General features: G+C 50.7%; 16 protein-coding genes and 1 other annotated feature. Of the genes, 8 read left to right on the top strand and 8 right to left on the bottom strand.

Annotated elements, in window-relative coordinates:
• Positions 1-56: 56 nt before the first annotated feature.
• From BN3911_RS09205 to BN3911_RS09190, 4 genes are all read right to left on the bottom strand, one after another.
• Entirely contained in the window at positions 57-1,712 is a 1,656-nt protein-coding gene (locus tag BN3911_RS09205) for a M56 family metallopeptidase (protein WP_066864566.1), read from the bottom strand.
• A 1-nt stretch (position 1,713) separates the two neighbouring features.
• Positions 1,714-2,079: a BlaI/MecI/CopY family transcriptional regulator gene (locus BN3911_RS09200; protein WP_066864563.1), complete on the bottom strand. Its 366-nt coding sequence runs from the start codon at positions 2,077-2,079 to the stop codon at positions 1,714-1,716.
• A 383-nt stretch (positions 2,080-2,462) separates the two neighbouring features.
• Positions 2,463-2,765, bottom strand: coding sequence for a nucleoside triphosphate pyrophosphohydrolase family protein (locus BN3911_RS09195; RefSeq protein ID WP_066864559.1), 303 nt, complete (start codon positions 2,763-2,765; stop codon positions 2,463-2,465).
• Between the two features lie 140 nt (positions 2,766-2,905).
• Positions 2,906-3,784, bottom strand: coding sequence for an aldose 1-epimerase family protein (locus BN3911_RS09190; protein ID WP_066867691.1), 879 nt, complete (start codon positions 3,782-3,784; stop codon positions 2,906-2,908).
• Positions 3,785-4,045: 261 nt separating this feature from the next.
• Between BN3911_RS09190 and dtd the strand changes: the two genes are divergently transcribed.
• Together dtd and BN3911_RS09180 are read left to right on the top strand one after the other, a co-directional pair.
• Positions 4,046-4,501, top strand: coding sequence for a D-aminoacyl-tRNA deacylase (gene dtd / locus BN3911_RS09185; protein ID WP_066864556.1), 456 nt, complete (start codon positions 4,046-4,048; stop codon positions 4,499-4,501).
• 36 nt (positions 4,502-4,537) lie between these two features.
• Positions 4,538-5,446: an acyltransferase domain-containing protein gene (locus BN3911_RS09180; RefSeq protein WP_066864553.1), complete on the top strand. Its 909-nt coding sequence runs from the start codon at positions 4,538-4,540 to the stop codon at positions 5,444-5,446.
• Positions 5,447-5,568: 122 nt separating this feature from the next.
• Here BN3911_RS09180 and leuB read toward each other — a convergent pair whose 3' ends face one another.
• The 3 genes from leuB to BN3911_RS09165 form a co-directional block, all read right to left on the bottom strand.
• On the bottom strand, positions 5,569-6,654 hold the full coding sequence (gene leuB, locus BN3911_RS09175; protein WP_066864546.1) for a 3-isopropylmalate dehydrogenase: 1,086 nt from the start codon (positions 6,652-6,654) through the stop codon (positions 5,569-5,571).
• Between the two features lie 74 nt (positions 6,655-6,728).
• Complete coding sequence (gene leuA / locus BN3911_RS09170; RefSeq protein ID WP_066864543.1) at positions 6,729-8,414, bottom strand: 2-isopropylmalate synthase; 1,686 nt, start codon at positions 8,412-8,414, stop codon at positions 6,729-6,731.
• Positions 8,415-8,517: 103 nt separating this feature from the next.
• Positions 8,518-8,758 (bottom strand) — a binding site (T-box leader).
• 78 nt (positions 8,759-8,836) lie between these two features.
• Positions 8,837-9,535 (bottom strand): histidine phosphatase family protein, encoded by a 699-nt coding sequence (locus BN3911_RS09165; RefSeq protein ID WP_066864540.1) that lies wholly within the window; start codon positions 9,533-9,535, stop codon positions 8,837-8,839.
• A 224-nt stretch (positions 9,536-9,759) separates the two neighbouring features.
• On the opposite strand from BN3911_RS09165, the gene BN3911_RS09160 reads away from it, so the two are divergent.
• The 5 genes from BN3911_RS09160 (at position 9,760) to asnB (BN3911_RS09140) (ending at position 16,400) form a co-directional block, all read left to right on the top strand.
• Positions 9,760-10,446 (top strand): helix-turn-helix domain-containing protein, encoded by a 687-nt coding sequence (locus BN3911_RS09160; RefSeq protein WP_242871106.1) that lies wholly within the window; start codon positions 9,760-9,762, stop codon positions 10,444-10,446.
• 206 nt (positions 10,447-10,652) lie between these two features.
• Positions 10,653-12,491, top strand: coding sequence for an asparagine synthase (glutamine-hydrolyzing) (gene asnB / locus BN3911_RS09155; protein ID WP_066864539.1), 1,839 nt, complete (start codon positions 10,653-10,655; stop codon positions 12,489-12,491).
• Between the two features lie 77 nt (positions 12,492-12,568).
• Complete coding sequence (locus BN3911_RS09150) at positions 12,569-13,804, top strand: carboxylate--amine ligase (protein ID WP_066864538.1); 1,236 nt, start codon at positions 12,569-12,571, stop codon at positions 13,802-13,804.
• Entirely contained in the window at positions 13,804-14,520 is a 717-nt protein-coding gene (gene cuyB / locus BN3911_RS09145) for a cysteate racemase (RefSeq protein ID WP_066864537.1), read from the top strand. Before BN3911_RS09150 ends, cuyB begins: the two co-directional genes overlap by 1 nt.
• Before the next feature lie 26 nt (positions 14,521-14,546).
• Complete coding sequence (asnB, locus tag BN3911_RS09140; protein WP_066864536.1) at positions 14,547-16,400, top strand: asparagine synthase (glutamine-hydrolyzing); 1,854 nt, start codon at positions 14,547-14,549, stop codon at positions 16,398-16,400.
• Positions 16,401-16,523: 123 nt separating this feature from the next.
• Here asnB (BN3911_RS09140) and BN3911_RS09135 read toward each other — a convergent pair whose 3' ends face one another.
• Positions 16,524-17,429, bottom strand: coding sequence for a helix-turn-helix transcriptional regulator (locus tag BN3911_RS09135; RefSeq protein WP_242871105.1), 906 nt, complete (start codon positions 17,427-17,429; stop codon positions 16,524-16,526).
• 245 nt (positions 17,430-17,674) lie between these two features.
• On the opposite strand from BN3911_RS09135, the gene BN3911_RS09130 reads away from it, so the two are divergent.
• Positions 17,675-18,052: a hypothetical protein gene (locus BN3911_RS09130; RefSeq protein ID WP_066864533.1), complete on the top strand. Its 378-nt coding sequence runs from the start codon at positions 17,675-17,677 to the stop codon at positions 18,050-18,052.
• The last annotated feature ends 127 nt before the right edge of the window (positions 18,053-18,179 follow it).

The raw sequence follows: 18,179 nt of genomic DNA, 5'->3' as shown, positions 1-18,179 counted from the left end.
GAAAATCCTCTGTCCTTTTGAACATGAAATGCCTCTCTTTCCTACTGTCCGCTGTTTCATTCGGAATCATACAGAAGTTCCACACCCTCCACCTGGCAGCCGGTGAATTCAATTTTTCCATCGGATACCTGCAGCGCTGCAGTTTTCAGTGCCTGCTGGAAAGCCTCGATTCCGCCGCTTTTCTCTACCTGTTCTTCCAACGTGTTCTGTGCAGCTGACATTACGGCCTGCAAGAATCTATCTCTCTCCCCCACGGTGAGAGAATCCTGATCCAAGATGCGGTAAGTAAAGCAGTACTGTGCCAGGACGCCGGACTCCATCCTTTCTCCAAGCACCTTATTCCTACGGTAAGCTTTCGCCTCTCCCCAGAATTCAGGATCCGTCCGGCTGCCGGAATATACCTCTTCCAACCTGGCATAATACTCCCGCATGGAAGCGCCCACTGTATTGCGCAGGAAAGCCGCTTTCGGATCACTTTCCTTCAAGGTATTTAAAACAATTTCGTACAGTTCCATCAAATGGCCTGAATGCTCCGCATTCAGCGCCGCATTGACCTTTCGGTTAAATTCAGCGATGGAGAGCTCTTCATAACCATCCAGAAAGAGCGCTTCCAACACATAATCATACTGTTCCTGCGAGCTTTCAGGCCAATTACTGATGTCATCCCCATCCTGCAGGAAGGCAGCTCCCTCCACCGCTCTTACCGCTGTAGTCATTTCGCTGGTATCGGTTTCCTGCACTGTGCCGGCGTTTTGCAGGCCTGTAAGACTCGCCGGATCTTCGTTCTCTCCGGGGGGGTTGGTGGCAAACGCTCCTGCCACCACAGCGACCAGTATCAGTGCACACCCCACACTCACCGCTGTTATCTGATGAGAACGCAGGATAGAGGTAACGCGTCCCGTAAGGTCGTTTCTGCTGAAGCTGCTCTCCAACGGTGCAAGAACTGTGCGATGCTCTTCCAACCCCACCAGTGTCAGTGCATAAGAAGCCCGCGCATCTCTCCCGTATTCCTGTACAACAGCCTCGTCACAGGATAGCTCTAAATCCCGGTTAGCCAGCAGATACATCACCCAGACCAAGGGATTAAACCAATGCAGACAAAGCCCCGCAGCCAGCAGCCATTTCCCCAGTGCGTCGAAATAACGGATATGCGCTGTTTCATGTGCCAGGATAAAGCCCAGCCCGCGTGTATCCTCCCAATCCAGATTCTTTGGCAAAAGAATGACCGGCCACAGAATGCCATAGGTGAGCGGAGAACCGATCTGGTCGGAAACCCGCACCCGTACCGGCCTGCGTAATCTGTGGCGCTCCAACCACGCTTTGACAAAAGGATGCTCCAGTGGAAGCGCTTCCCGATATCCCCGGCGGCTGCGCATATGGCAATACACGAAATAGAACGCTAACAGTAAAGTTCCCGCCGCCCATAGGAGGATAAAAGGAGAAATCCCAGGATTGGGTGCAGCTGCCTGAACGGACTCCCGGCCTTCCAGCAGCAGCCCCGGTTTGCCAGCCATCCTGCCAAAGCGTTCCGCCGCGGCGTAAATACTCGTTGGAGAGGGCACACGCAGCGGCATAAGAAGCCTGCACAGCACTGCCATCCACAGCAGGCGCAGCGTCACCTTGGGAAGCCATTTGACAGCAAAAATCCGTACTGCCATCACTGCCAAAATCATCACCGCCCCGGCAACGCTCATTTCCAACAAAGACAGCATGTCAGTCCTCCCAATTCCGGATCAAATCCTTCACACGCTCCAGCTCCTCGGTAGACAACCTTCTTTTACCCAGCAGCGATGCCACAAGCCGGTCCGCTGATCCGCCGTAATTCCGGCGGATCAATTCCTCGGTTTCCTGTTCACACACGGCTTCCCTGGTGACCAGGGCCCGGCAGAGGAATCCCGGTTCGATGCGCAGAATCGCACCCTTTGCCACACATTTGCGGATCACCGTATAGGTGGTGGGCTTGCTCCAACCCACAGATAGCTCCAGCTGCTCCGCAAGCTCTTTTGCGCTCAAATCCCCCTGGTCCCAAAGGCATTCCATCACTTTTCGTTCTGAATCAAACAGCTTCATTTCTGTCATAGCTTTCGCCCCTTCATTTTATTGCAGTAAAACAGCATCCTCATTTTACTGCAATAAAATGAATTTGTCAACCCATCTATACAATAAGTTCAACCACCTTTATTACCTTCCGGCAAAAGATAAGCCGCCCGATTCATTCGGGCGGCTTATCCGTCAGCAAAGGCCGACTCACAATATATTCAGAGAATAGAGTTTCATCACGGTCATACCTGATCGTGCATGAACAGTACTTCTTCAGTCCGGGGTTTTAACCCTTTTTTCCGGCATAACTTTCTTTAACAAAAATCGGGCCATTTCTTATCAGATGGCTCCGCTCCCGATTTTTGAAACGGCCGTCACTCCCCAGGCACTTTCCAGGAAAGCCTCTGCTGGAATGCTCCCTGTCAACCCTCCGCCTTTTTCAGCACGCCGTTTTCCGTAACATATTTCCGCTTTCGGTTAATTTCAATTTTGCGCACAATTTCACTTTCCAAATCCACATGCAGGATTTCAGCCAGTCCCAACAGATAAATAGCCACATCGGCAAGTTCTTCGCCTAAACCGGGCTCACGCCGGTCATAAGCTTCGAAGGCCTCTGCCAGCTCTCCCTGCAGATAACAAAATTCCCTGCAGATGTCTGTAATATTGAAGCCTTTCTCTACCTTATTTTGATATACTTCCCGCTGCAGCTGCTTCAGGTCTATCATCGTTATTCACGCCTCTCTCCAATCGGCTTGTTCTGTTTGGAAGAAACTGGTATTAGCCACGCTTCACTCCATCGGGAACATTACAGAAGCACCGTTTGTTTCCGACGTGAACCGCCTCCAAACACATCTGCCCGTTTTCCTTACAGAATTTTAACCGAAAAGCCGTAATCCGCCCCAGCTCCCGCAGGCAAAAAAGTGGTGTTCTTCTTTTGGTCAAATTCATCGCCCTCACTCTTCAGGGTAGCACAACCAGTCCAGGGTTCCAGGCACACATAGGGGCCGTCATTTTTGGCAGACCAGATGCCGAACAGCGGAAATCCCGAGAACGTCATTTCCACACCCTTCCCGGTATGCTTGTTCACGATCTGAACTTTCTCGGAATTGAGATTTTCAAAGATCAGCGCATCGCCGTAAAACAGGTCGTGACGCAGCGGGATCTCCCGCTCTCCCTTCATCCGGAAACCTATGTTTTTGTCGTCGATCAGCGCACAGGAGGTATCAATCAGCGGACAATTTTGTGTCTCCGGTTTGTCAAACACAATGGTATAATCCTCAAACGCAGCTTTTTCGTTCACCGGAATATTAAATCCAGGATGCCCGCCGACGGAAAACGGCATTACCTTTTCCCCTTTGTTCTCTACAGTGAAAGCCGTGTCAATCCCCAGATCTGTCAAAGTATAGGTCACTGTGAGAGAAAATTCAAAGGGGTATTGCTTTCTTGTCTCAAAATCAGAGGAGAGCCGCAGTGAAACACTCTCCGAGGTCTGCCCGGCAAGTGCAAATTCCATCTTCCTGGCAAATCCGTGCTGCCCCATTTCATACCACTCGCCGCCAATCTTCGTTTTGCCTTCCCGCAAAGCACCTACAATGGGGAACAGCACCGGCGCCTGGCCGCGCCAATACTTAGGATCCCCCACCCAGATGTGCTCAAACCCGTTTTCTGCCTGCAGCGAGATAAGCTGAGCACCCAGGCTGTCCACCTTCGCCGTAAGACCGCCTTTTTTCAATTCGTAGATCATAGCTTTGTCCTCCTTCTCCATTTTGCGGCTTTTTTCGGGACTGCAGATTCTCTCCGCCGCCTTACTTTCTGGCCTCATTATAACAGGTAGGCTCACACCGTGCAAGCGTCCGGATAACTTGGCAAGCAAAGATAAGAAAACGGTTTACCTTTTTTATGGATTATGATAAAATCGACTGGAATGAACAGTCTAGCAAAAAGGTGCGGATTCCAATATCCGGACGCCGCGGAACATTGCAGACCTGTGAAAGGAACTATTCATATGAGAGCAATCATTCAGCGCGTTCACTGCGCAGAAATCATCATTGACGGGAAGGAAACCCGTAAAATCGGCCCCGGCCTCGTTGTGTTTTTAGGAGTGATGAAAGGAGACGCCTGTCAGCAGGCTGACTTTCTGGCGGAAAAGGTATTCGGCCTGCGCATCTTTACCGATGAGAACGATAAGATGAATCTTTCACTTGCAGATGTGGGCGGAGAGCTGCTGGTGGTATCCAATTTTACCTTAGGTACAGATTGCAGAAAAGGCCGCAGGCCTTCCTTTGATCTGGCCGCCCCTCCCGCAGCGGCGGAGCAGCTCTATCTCCGCTTTGTGGAGCAGGCAAGGGCGCTGGGCGTCAAATCGGTACAGACCGGCGAGTTCGGCGCCCATATGGACGTCCTGGTCAATAACAACGGTCCTGTCAACCTGGTCATCGACACGGAAAAGATCGGAAAATAATCGGTTGCCCGTATCCGGGCGGAATGGAGAATTTGTATGAACAGGGATTTTCTCGAACTTATGATGGAGAAAACCGGATTTCCCCAAGAGGCCAAAACAGAACTGCTTCGCTGTGCAGACAGTCTTGCAGCCAGTGGACAGGAGGCGGCGCTGGACGGCGCGGTGGAATTTTTCTATGAGAACGAGCTGAGCATGCCGCTCACCAGTCCGCTGATCCTGGATATCGGCGAGCGGGCCTCAGTCTCCCCTTACACGGTTTGGCTTCTGTTTCTGATCGAGGCGGCTGTTCCCACCCGGGAGGCCTATGCGCAAGCCGGCCTCAGTGAAGAGATCTTCTGGAATACTTTTCAGGATCTGAAGTACAAATTGCTGGAATGCCGTGAAGTTCAGGGGGTCTGGGGAAACTTTGTCTCCTTCTGGTACCCCATCTTCTACACCTGCGATATTTTCAAGCTGGGCAGGCTGGAATATGAAAACACTACCTATGCCTGGGAAGAACCTTATATAAAAAACGGGTACGCCATCAAGCACGGCGACCCGGTAAAGAGCGTACATATTCCTTCAAGCGGCGAGCCTTTTGAGGAAGCCGCACGTCTCGCCTCCTACCGTCTTGCCTACGAATTTTTCAGAGAGGAGCTGAACGGCGGCCCGCTGGTCTGCGTATGCGATTCCTGGCTTCTGTACCCTGACTATCAGCAGATTCTCTCTCCTTCCTCCAACATACTCAGTTTTCAAAAGGATTTCGACGTCATCTCCTCCCGCACAGAAGAGGAATTCCACGATATTTGGCGGGTGTTCGGCGGAGATTACCAAAGACCGCTCTCCCAGCTCCCGGAAAAAACATCTATGCAGCGCGCCTTCAAGGAGTACCTGTTGCAGGGCAAAAAGACTGGGGAAGGCTTCGGCGTGCTGATTTTTGACGGAGAAAAGATTTGTAATCGCTGAAATCTCACATTTCAGTGCCTCTGCAGCGGAAAATCATATCTTTTTCAGAAAAGAAAAACGCCCTGAAGCTCAGGCAGTAGCCGTGCTTCAGGGCGTTTGACATCACAGAGACCGCAAGAACCTCACGCCGGTCTGACCAGCGACGCCACCAGATCCCCCATTTCATGACAGGAGATGAGTACCGCGCCGCAGTCCGGAGAATAGATATCCCGGGTACGCGCAGTCACTAAGGCCCTTGCCACGGCATCCTCTATGGCCTGTGCCGCTTCCGGCTCTCCCAGAGAGTAGCGCAGCATCATCGCCACGGAAAGAATGGTAGCCAAGGGATTTGCCACATCCATTCCGGCGATATCCGGCGCCGAGCCGTGAATGGGTTCATAGAGGCCGAAGCCGCTGCCGCCCAGGCTGGCGGAGGCCAGCATACCAATGGAACCGCTGATCATGGAGGCCTCATCCGACAGGATGTCCCCAAACATGTTGGAAGTGACGATCACGTCAAACTGCGCAGGATTCCGCACCAGCTGCATGGCGCAATTGTCCACATACATATGGCTCAGCTCCACATCAGCATATTCCTCTGCTACCCGGCAGACAGTCTGCCTCCATAGACGTGAGGAATCCAGCACGTTCGCCTTATCTACGCTGCATAAACGTCTGTTCCGCTTCCTGGCCAGGTCGAAGGCGGTATGTGCAATTCGTTCGATCTCCGTCACACTGTATTTTTCAGTATCAAAAGCAGCTTTGACGCCGTTTTCCTCCAACGTTCCCCGCTTGCCAAAATAGATGCCTCCGGTCAGCTCCCTTACCACCATAATGTCCAGCGCTTCCCCTACCACTTCCGATTTCAGGGGAGAAGCGTCTTTTAAAGGTCCAAAAATCACCGCAGGCCGCAAGTTTGCATAGAGGCCAAGCGCCTTGCGGATGCCTAAAAGCCCCGCTTCAGGGCGCTGATTTCCCGGCAGAGCATCCCATTTCGGTCCTCCTACTGCTCCCAGCAGCACAGAATCCGCCGTCTTGCAGCATTCCACCGTCTTCTGAGGCAGAGGCGTTTTTTTGGCGTCAATGGCAGCGCCGCCAAGCAACGATCTCTCATAAGAAACCGCAAACCCAAAGCTCTGCGCTGTCCTGTCCAGAACCTTAACTGCCTCCGACACGATCTCGGGGCCGATTCCATCCCCTTCCAGCACCGCGATGCGATATTCCTTCATAAAATAACTCCTTCCTGTTCCAGAACTTCCTGAAAATTGTACCATGGATAATCCGGCAGTTTGATAACAAACTTTTAATTCTTCCGTTCGTTCCGGTTGATGGCACAGATAATGCCCTTGATGGAGGCAATGGAAATATTGCTGTCCATGCCTACGCCAAACACGATCTTTCCATCGTGACGAAGCTGAATGTAGGAAACAGCCTTAGAATCCGCGCCTGCGGAGACCGCATGCTCGCTGTAGGAGACAAACTCATAGTCACCCAATCCTACGGAATGCAGGGCGCTGAAAAAAGCATCGATTGGGCCGTTGCCCTTGCCGGAAATCGCCTTTGTGCAATGGTCATGGCGGATAGTTCCCTCAAAATCCACAACGACTCTGCCTTCTCCGCCATCTTCTTCAAAAATCTTGTAGGTGAGCAGATGATAGGGTTCTGTGATTTCCAAATACTCTCTCTTGAAGATATCGAAGACTTCGCCGGGACTGATTTCCCGGCCGCATTCGTCGCAGGTCTTTTTCACCATCGCTCCGAATTCCGGATGCATAGCCTTCGGCAGCTGATAGCCAAAGGTCTGCTGCATGACAAAGGCTGCTCCGCCCTTGCCGGACTGACTGTTGATGCGGATGATAGGTTCGTACTGCCGCCCCAGATCGGCCGGATCAATGGGCAGGTAGGGTACTTCCCAATAGGCTGATTCGTGTTCCGCCATATAGTTGACACCCTTGTTGATAGCGTCCTGATGGGAGCCGGAAAATGCGGTAAATACCAGCTTGCCGGCATAGGGATGGCGGGGATGAACCTTCATCTGAGTGCAGTCCTCATAGATTTCCCGGATGTGGTTCATATCGGTAAAGTTCAATTTTGGGTCCACTCCTTGGGAATAGAGATTCATGGCAAGGTTCATGATATCGGCGTTACCTGTACGCTCCCCGTTGCCGAAAAGGGTGCCCTCCACCCGCTCAGCTCCTGCCAGCAGCCCCAGCTCAGTAGCGGCTGTCGCCGTGCCGCGGTCATTGTGAGGATGCAGGCTGATAACCGCACTGTCACGATGACGGAAATGGCGGCAGAAATATTCAATCTGATCCGCATGGGTGTTGGGGGTAGACAACTCCACTGTGTTGGGCAGGTTTACAATCACCTTGTTCTCCGGCGTGGCGCCCAATTCTTCCAGCACCCGGTCGCAGATCAGCACCGCATTATCCATCTCAGTGCCTGAAAAACTCTCCGGAGAATATTCATACCGAATCTTGATCTCATTTTCCGCAGTCATTTCATCGGTGAGTTTTTTGATCAGCCGGGCCCCCTCCACCGCAATGTCGATGACGCCCTGCATATCGGTGCGAAACACCACCTTGCGCTGAAGGGTGGAAGTGGAATTATAAAAGTGTACGATCACATTTTTCGCACCGCGGATCGCCTCAAAGGTCTTCCTGATCAGGTGCTCCCTGGCCTGCACCAGAACCTGAATGGTCACGTCGTCCGGAATCAAGTCTTCCTCGATCAACGTACGGAGGATCTCATATTCCGTCTCCGAGGCGGAGGGAAAGCCTATCTCAATCTCCTTGAATCCAATTTTGCACAGCATCTGAAAAAACTGAAGCTTCTGCTCCAGATTCATGGGATTTACCAGAGCCTGATTTCCATCGCGCAAATCCACGCTGCACCAGATGGGGGCTTGTGTCAGCGTCTTGTCGGGCCAGGTTCTGTCCGGCAAAGCAACAGGCTCAAACGCCTTATATTTCTGATATCCCTGATTCATAACAGTTCCATCCTTTCTCAGCCATTCTCTTTAGAATTTCTTTTTATTTCCAGAAAGGCCATGATCTCCGAAAACAGAAAAGCCCCGGACACGAAAAACCCGTGTCCGGGGCGAACTCTTTTCAAATCCGCGGTACCACCCGTTTCAGTTTCCGGTCACCCGAAAACCCTCTGCGCTTCTAACAAAGCCGGGCGTGTAACGCCGCCGCACGTCCTCTCCTGGCAAAATGCTCGGAGGGGCGACTCAGGGATGAGCTATTCACGCTGCGAAAACCGCCTGCTTTCACCGCTTACAGGCTCTCTTTAGATCTCCAATCAGCGTCTTATTCCCGTCAAAGTCTTTCTGGATATAAACTTTGTAACGCATTATAGGCCGTTTTTTTTCGTTTGTCAAGCTTCATTTTTTTAACAAGCCCGACCTGCTTACTCTTCTTCTCTCTTTCCATAGGCTCTATCTGCAGCCTCGCGTGCCAAATCCACCACCAAGTGATCCGGGCTTTCGCCTTCCTCCCCCCGGGGCAGGGTTTCAAACACCTCGGCCACATGGGAACGCATCCATAGTCCCGGGGTAATACGCATGGAATAACCGCAGCCGCTCTCACACATCCAGTCGTAAAAATTGGCACGGGGCAGCCCGTAGGCGGAAAGAATCCCCATAATGACGCCGCCGTGCGTCACCAGCACCGCAGAGGTCTCCCCCTTGCTCATCATATTCTGCACCAACATTTCAAATCCGCTCAATACCCTTTGCAGAAAAACCGCCCCGCTCTCCCCGTTTGGGGGCGCATTTTGACCTCCCTCCTCCATCCAGGCCCGGAATTTTTCATCCTGCTGCAGCTCCTGTGCGGTCCGCCCTTCCCAATCGCCGAAATCACATTCCGCCATCTCCAGAATCACTTCAGGATCCGCCTCAGGATAGAGAATTTTCAGCGTATCCACACAGCGGGTGGAGGGACTGGCATAAAATCCCTGTGCCTCGGGATAGATAAATTCTTTCTTCAGCCCGACAAGCTCCTGAATGGACTGCATGGCAAGCGGCGACTCGGTTCTGCCGATATAACGCCCCTCCAAATTTCCCTCGCAGGGAGCGTTTCGAATAAGATGGATCACATAAGATTTCATGAGAAATTCCTTTCTTTGTTTTCTGCGCGGTAGCAGATGAATTGGTAAATTTTATATGAATATTTTGTGTATTTCTAATTTTTCTCTTTACATCGTTTTCTACTTGTAGTAAAGTCAACAGTATAATATTATCACACTGCCCATACCCAGGGCAGATGTACGTGTCGGCAAAGATTCTGCCAGCCGGTAACACACATTCTATTTTTGAAAGAGGTGTTTTGGCGTTGATTAACAATGATTTTCCAAGAATTCTTACCCTGCTTAGAAAAGAACAGGGCTTCAGTCAAAAAAAGGTAGCCGAAGATTTAGGCATTTCTCAAGCTCTGCTTTCCCACTATGAAAAGGGAATTCGGGAATGCGGACTGAATTTCGTGGTAAAGGTGGCTGACTATTACGGTGTTTCCTGTGACTATCTTTTGGGGCGCACTCCTCACCGAACCGGAAAAAAATTTACTCTCAATGAAGTTCCGGACGACAGCCCTGCCCGGGCCAAAAAAAACGACAGCACCCAATTGGAATACAACCGCAGAATCCTTGTGAATTCTCTCAACATTGTATTCGCTATCCTAAGAAAAATCAAGAGTGAAAGCCTGACCAACGTGGTTTCTCACTACCTGTTTTCCGCCGTTTATAAGGCGTTCCGCGTTCTCTATTCCTCCAATCCTAAAAACCCTCAGGGTATGTTCGAGCTGGACCGCCGTCTTTTCGGCGCCACCATCGAATCCTCCATGGCCGTCTCCGAAGCCAAAGAACGTTACATTTTAAGTGGGGAAGATATTGGAGAATGCAGAGGAGTCAGCAGGGATTCACTGCCTCATCTGACCCCCGAACTGCTTGCAAACGATTATCCTCTGTATGCCCCCAGTCTTTTTGACATGATCAAAAAGCTCGAAACCGACGTCAAATCATAAAAATAGGCTGAGTTTAAAGAACCACTGTCAATTTCAACCTTTTTGTGGTATAATAGGATCATCTGTCCGAATGAGTTTGGAAATGAGCTTTTCAGAATTGACCGCCGGTCGTAAGGTTCCGGAACAAGGACAGATTGCAGGGCGCGGTTTCAGGACGTCCGCGCCCTTTTTTACTGTGCAGGATACAGATTTGGAGGTTACATGGTATGTGTGGATTTGTGGGATTCATCAACGGTGGTGACACTCAGCGTGACGAAAGTGTGCTTCACAGCATGACAGACGCTATCCGGCATCGCGGCCCCGACGATGCCGACTATTATATGGACGGTTCGATCTCCCTGGGATTTCGCCGGCTTTCCATTATCGACCTGGAAGGCGGCAGGCAGCCAATACTCAATGAGGACGAGAGCAAAGTGCTGCTGTTCAACGGGGAGATTTATAATTTCCAGGAAATCAAAAGGGACCTGCTTGCGGCAGGACATGTGTTCAAAACTGCTACAGATTCCGAGGTACTTCTTCACGGTTATGAGGAATACGGTACAGATTTACTCAATAAGCTGCGTGGGATGTTTGCTTTCGTCATTTGGGACCGGAATTCCCATGAGCTGTTCGGCGCCCGGGACTTTTTTGGAATCAAGCCCCTCTACTACGCAAAGATGGGCAGCACGCTGATGTTTGGCTCAGAGATCAAGAGCTTTCTGCACCATCCCCATTTTAAAAAAGAGCTCAACGAGCGCGCCCTGGAAAGCTATCTCTCCTTCCAATACTCTCCTGGCTTTGAAACCTTTTTCAAGGACGTATATAAAATGCCCCCCGCCCACTACTTTCTCTATAAGGACGGTAAGATGAGTCTGACCCGGTATTGGATTCCTGAATTCCGGGCGGAGGAAGACAAAACACTGGAATACTGGGTGGATGAAATTGAAAAGACCTTCGATGACAGTGTGGAAGCGCATAAGATAAGCGACGTGGAGGTTGGTTCCTTCCTTTCCTCCGGCGTAGATTCCAGTTATGTGGCCTGTTCCGCCAATGTGGACAAGACCTTCACGGTAGGTTTCGACAACGGTACCAAATATAACGAAATCAGCTATGCGGAAGAGCTCTCCAGACAGATTCCGGTTAAAAACATCAGCAAGATTATCACCCCTGAGGAGTTCTGGAGCACCTTCCCGAAAATCCAATACCATATGGACGAGCCTTTGGCGGATCCCGCCGCTGTGGCCCTGTACTTTGTGTGCAATACGGCTGCCCAACACCTGAAGGTGGTGCTCTCCGGCGAAGGTGCCGATGAGATTTTCGGCGGCTACAATATCTACCGGGAGCCGCTGGAGTGTGCCTGGTATGATAAGATTCCTTTCCCCATCCGCAAATTAGTCGGCAAGGCAGCTTCTCTGCTTCCCGCTCACCGGGGCCTGAATTTTCTTGTACGCCGGGGCAAAAGGCTGGAAGAACGTTTTATCGGCAACGCTTATATGTTCTCGGAAAAGGAACGCAAATCTCTGCTGAAACACCCCACAGATGCTCAATCTCCAGCCGCTTTGGTAAAACCTTATTACGACATGGTACAGGATAAAGACGCAGTGACAAAAATGCAGTTTGTCGATCTGAACATGTGGATGGTCGGCGATATTCTGCTCAAGGCAGACAAAATGAGCATGGCAAATTCCCTGGAACTGCGGGTTCCTTTCCTGGATAAAGAAATTATGGCATTGGCCGGACGTATTCCATTAAAATACCGCGTAAACGAGGAAAACACAAAATACGCCATGCGTAAGGCCGCTCTGCGCAGGATGCCCGAAAAGTGGGCTGGCAAAAAGAAATTGGGCTTTCCCGTACCTACCCGTGTTTGGCTGAAGGAAGAAAAATACTATAACATGGTCAAAGAAGAGTTCACCGGCAGCAATGCAGAAAAATTCTTCCACACGGAAAAACTGATAAAGCTATTGGACGATCACCGGGCCGGCAAGGCGGACAACAGCCGCCGTGTATGGACCGTATACACCTTCCTGATCTGGTACAAGCAATTTTTCCCAGAAGCCGCGTAAAAAGCGCACGTTCTGACAGTATCAGCGCCGCATCCCTATGTGAAATGGACAGGCGCAAGAAAGGACATGATTGAAACATGGCGGATCAAATCGATTTTCAGCCCGTTTTGCTGGGCAGCGATATCAACGTTTACGGCATGGCTCGCTCCTTCCACGAGGAATACGGCCTGAAGTCCGTGGCCATTGGCAAGGGGGTGCTGGGGCCCTGCACTGCCAGTAAAATCGTCTCCGTAGAGGTGGTGGAGCCAAAATTGGAGGACGGCGAGGTGTTTGTCAGAACCTTGCTGGATTTTGCCACCCGGTACAAAGGCAGCGGCAAAAAGCTGCTCCTGGTTCCCTGCGGAGACAACTACATCAAGCTGCTGGTACGCAACCAGGACAAGCTGCGCGGTATCTATGAATTCGAGTGTATCGACGAGAAGCTGCTGATGCGGCTTTCCATCAAGGAAAGCTTCTACGAGGTGTGCACGGAGCACGGTTTTTCGTTTCCCAAAACCACTGCCTGTTCCTATGAAAATTACAGGGGGATCACCCTCCCCTTCGAGTTCCCGGTCATCATCAAGCCTTCCAATTCCGTGGCTTACTGGAACTGCCGGTTTCCCCATAAAAAGAAAGTTTTTGTGGCGGAAAGCAGGGAAGAATTCGACGCCATTCTAGACGCCATCTATTCCTCCAGCTACAAAGATCACCTGATTCTGCAGGAGTACATTCCCGGAGACGACAGCAATATGAGGGTGATGAACTGCTACTGCGGCAGGGACAAAAAGGTGAAGCTTATCGCCTTGGGGAACGCCTTGCTGGAGGAGCATTCGCCTGAAGGGATCGGCAGCTATGCCGCCATTATCAACGGCTTTGATGAAAAGCTCAATGAGATGATGAAAGGGTTTCTCGATGGAATTGGCTATGTGGGTTTTGCCAACTTTGATATGAAATTTGACCAAAGGGACGGCACTTACAAACTTTTCGAAATGAATCTGCGTCAGGGCCGCAGCAGCTTTTTTGTAACAGCGGCAGGATACAACCTTGCAAAATGGTTGGTGGATGATGTGATTTACCACAAGGATCTGCCGTGCACCGTAGCGAAAAATAAAGTGCTGTGGACCATCATCCCCACGAAGATTATTTTCGACTACGTTCATAATGAAAGCGCCAAAAAAGAGGCCCGCGCCCTCATCCGAGAGGGCAAGGTATGCCATTCCTACTATTACAATAAGGACCGTTCTCTCCGCCGCTTGATCAACTACGCCAAAAACCAGTTTCACTACTTCGAAAAATACAAACGCTATTTTGGAAATAAAGGATTACGGGATTAATGAAAAGCTTAGGCATCATTGGTGGGTTAGGCCCCATGGCCACCGCTTATCTTTTGCAGCTCATCATAGAAATGACGGACGCGAAGACAGACCAGGAACATTTGGATGTGATTGTATTTGACCGGCCCAGCGTACCGGACCGGACCTCTTATATTCTCGACCCTGAAAAGCCCTCTCCCCTGCCTTCCATGCAGCAAACTGCGCGAACACTGGAACAGCTGGGAGCTGGCTGCCTTTGTGCGCCCTGCGTCACCTCTCACTATTTTTACCGGGAACTTGCCGGCAGCGTCTCCATCCCCTTTCTCAATATGCTGACGGAAACCGCACAGGAACTGAAAGCTGCCGGACGCAGAAAGGCAGGCATTCTGGCCACTACAGGCACAGTGAGCACCGGTCTGTTCCAAACCGCCTTGGAAGCCTGCGGACTGGAGTCCGCCGTGCCTGGTTCATACGGCCAAAACCTTGTGATGTCTCTGATTTATGATGAAATCAAGGCGGGCAGGCCCGCCGATCCGGAAAAGTTTGAAGCCGTCTCCCGTGAACTGCAGCTCTCAGGCTGTGACAGCCTGATTCTCGGCTGTACCGAGCTTTCCCTCATAAAGAAAAACACGCCGTTAGGCCACGGGTATTTAGACGCCTTGGAAGTTCTGGCAAAGCGCTGCGTACAGGCCTGCGGCGCTCCTCTGAAAACAGAATACTCCGTTTTGTTTACATAATTTTCTACAGGAAAGGAAGATTAGCCATGTGCGGCTTTGTCGGTTTCTGGAATACTCCGGAGGTTGCAGACTATGAAACAGTTATCCATGCCATGGCCGACCGCATTATACACCGCGGTCCGGACGATGCTCATTATTATGTGGACGACGACATTTCCCTTGGATTCCGCCGCCTCTCCATCATAGACCTGGAAGGCGGCAGGCAGCCCATCCTCAACGAGGACGGTTCAAAGGCCCTGCTGTTCAATGGAGAGATTTACAATTACCAGAGTCTGCGGGAGGATTTACTGCAGAAAGGCCATACCTTTACTACGAAATCCGATTCCGAAACCATCCTTCACGGCTACGAGGAATACGGAAAGGAAATTTTGCAAAAGCTGCGGGGAATGTTCGCTTTTGTTATCTGGGATAAAAAGGAGAAAAAGTTATTTGGAGCCAGGGATATTTTCGGCATCAAACCTTTCTACTACTACAAAAAGGGAAACCAGTTCATGTTCGGCTCTGAAATCAAGAGTTTTCTCTCCCATCCCTGCTTTGAAAAGGAGCTGGATGAAGAAAAAATCCCGGAATACTTGTCCTATGAGTACATCCCCTATGAAAACACCATCTTTAAAAACGTTTATAAGCTGCCCGGCGCACACTGTTTTGTGTACCAAAATGGAAAATTGGAAGTTGAGCGGTATTATCGGATCCAGTACCGCATCGAAGAGGATAAACCCCTGGAATACTGGGAAGACGCCATTGCCAAGGAATTTACCGAATCCGTGGCCATGCATCAAATCAGTGATGTAGAAGTGGGGTGTTTCCTCTCCTCAGGAGTGGACTCCAGCTATGTGGTCAAGGAAATCTCCAAGGGCACAAAGAAGGTAAAAACCTTTTCAGTGGGTTATGAAGAGGAAAAGTACAGTGAACTGCCCTATGCCCAGGATTTTTCCAAGGTAGTGGGGGTTCCCAATATTTCCAATAAAGTGTCTGCCGATGATTTCTTTGACGCCATGCCGGAAATCCAGTATTTTATGGATGAACCTCTGCCAAACCCTTCGGAAATCCCCCTGTATTTTCTGGCTCAGAACGCCCGTAAATATGTAAAAGTGGTGCTTTCCGGAGAAGGTGCGGACGAATTGTTCGGAGGATATCCTATGTATCTGCAGGGCGGGCATTTCCAGCGGTACACAAAAAAGATTCCTCGTCCCGTCCGTAAAATGGCCGGTGCAGTAGCAAAACGGCTGCCGGAATTCAAAGGAAAACATTTTATTGTGCGGGGCGCCATGGAGCCTTATCAACGTTTCATGCGGGCCAACTACGTGTTCCAGAGTGCAGAACGGCAGAAATATCTGAAGCGGACAATCACATCCTCTCTCCCGGAAGAATACAGCAGACGTTACTTTGACGAGGTACCGGGTCTGGATGAACCCACTCAGCTGCAGTATGTGGATATGCACACCTGGATGATCTACGATATTCTGCTGAAAGCGGACCGCATGAGTATGGCAAATTCTTTGGAACTGCGGGTTCCCTTCCTGGACAAGAAAATGCTGGAGCTTTCCGTCCGCATCCCCACCCGCTTCCGGGCGGACTGCGCTACAGAGACCACTAAAAAAGCGCTGCGCAGCGCCGCCATCAAACAGCTTCCGGAACGCACCGCCAACAAAAAGAAATTGGGCTTTCCCGTACCTCTGACCGACTGGCTGCGGGAGGACAAATACTACAATAAGGTAAAAGACGCCTTTCAAAGCGATATCGCTGAAAAATTCTTCGTCACAAAAGAACTGATGAAACTGTTGGACGATCATAAGGCTGGCAAGGCTTTGAATATGCAGAAAATCTGGTCCTTCTATACCTTTATCATTTGGTATGACCAATTTTTTATTAAGAATTAAAGCTCAATGAAAAAAGGGAGACCGCTGCAGTTTATCCTGCAGCGGCCTCCTGTCATATTCATAAGCGGCGAAAAAATTGCATCCGGGGTGTTTTAAACTTGGTACAAAGCCGAATGGTGGAACTCACTTCTTTCTGACCGGATAAGCCAGCCTGGCCCCTTCTGCCGCTGAAGCCCCAAAGTTGAAGCTGGGCGCGGTGTCGGGAGCCCATTCAAATCCATACCTTCCCGGTTCATAGCGTTCCACAGCCCGGAAAGCAGCTTCTATCGCTGTGCAGAACTCTTCCTCCCGCTCAAAGGGCTCGCTCTGAAAATACAACAATGTACAAGGCGGAAGCTCTGCCAGCTCACAGTTTTCCGGCAGTCTGGCGCAGTAGTCCATCGGCACTTCCACACCGGCCGCCACCCTGGAAAAGCCCGCCTTATGCAGAAAATCCGGTAATTCCAAGATCGCCGCCGTGTCGAATTTTTGGGGTATACTGTTGAATAGCCCCTCCCAATCACAATTGAGTTCCTCGCAGTAGGTCCAGTAATCCGTCGCATTCCTGGACCGTTGAAAAATCAGCTTACGGGCGCATCGCTCCACCGGGATCACCGTGCAGGTTGTCATGCTTTTTTCCATTTTTTCTCTCTCCTTACCAGTGATATAGAGATAATAATTGCGAACCGGATACTGGGTAAAAAAAGGAATCGCCATTTTCTCCCTCCGATACTCTCTGGGGGCCACGCCGAACATTCGTGAAAAAGCTCGGGTGAATCCCTCATGGGAATCGAAGCCTGTGGACAGCGCGGTTTCCAGTATGGTAGAGGATTCCTTAGCCAATTCTTCAGCACTCTGGGTCAGCTGGACCCTCCGGAGGTATTGGCCCGGCGTATAACCAGTAAGTTCCCGGAAAATCCTGCCTGCATGGCGTCTGGAATAGCAGGCCGCCTTCCAAAAGCCTTCCCAGTCAAATTGCTCCCCAGAAGCATGTATACGCAGATAATCCTGCATCCTCTGCACCGCCTCCACCTTTTCCCAATGTTCCACCTGCCTTCCCCCTTTCAACAGTAAATCCAGCTGCGTTGGAGCCTCTGACTCGGTCTCTACATTCGGCTGGTCACAATATTCTCTCTGCCGTTAGCATACCGCACCTCGCGATAGATTTTCTTGACGGAAACAGCCATTCTTTTCGTATTTTCTAACCGTCAGTAGAATTTGACTTTTCAATCCGCTTTCCCTTATAATGGAATTGGCAGTTATGCCAATTTTATGCAGAAGGGAATGAGAGTTCTATGAAAAAAGCAGTGAAGGGCCTTATATTCGGCGCAGTGCTGGGTGGTGTCGGTATCCTCTGCGCGGCTGTGTTCAGCCGCTTCGGCACCTCATTTCAGGACTTATGCTTCTACATTGGTATCGTACTTCTCGTCCTGGGGCTTTTCGCCATGCAGAAGGGCTCTCCCACCACAGGCATTTTCACTCCATCCGGCGGGGCTAACGCCTCCGGGGAGGCTCACTGGAATGCCAGTGTCGCCATGCAGGAATCTCAAAATACGGGCCCCTCCAAATTTCGGCAGAATCGTGTACTGGAATTTAATCCTGCTTCCCTCGCCATGCTGCTGGCCGCCGCTTTGCTGTTTGCCGCTCTTGGTATTTCCTATCTATTGAAATAAATAACAAAATTCGCTGTTCCATTTGAAGAAAGGGCCTGCTGCCTCAGGAGTTTTTCTCCTCTGCAGCAGGTCCATTTTTTTCGGCAGAGTCATCCGCCGCTCTAAAGCCATTTGCTAAACAGACGGC

The organism is Neglectibacter timonensis, assembly GCF_900048895.1.
Taxonomy (GTDB): Bacteria; Bacillota; Clostridia; order Oscillospirales; family Acutalibacteraceae; genus Acutalibacter; species Acutalibacter timonensis.
Note: the sequence above shows the minus strand (reverse complement) of the source record. Positions and strands in the feature narration are given on the sequence as shown.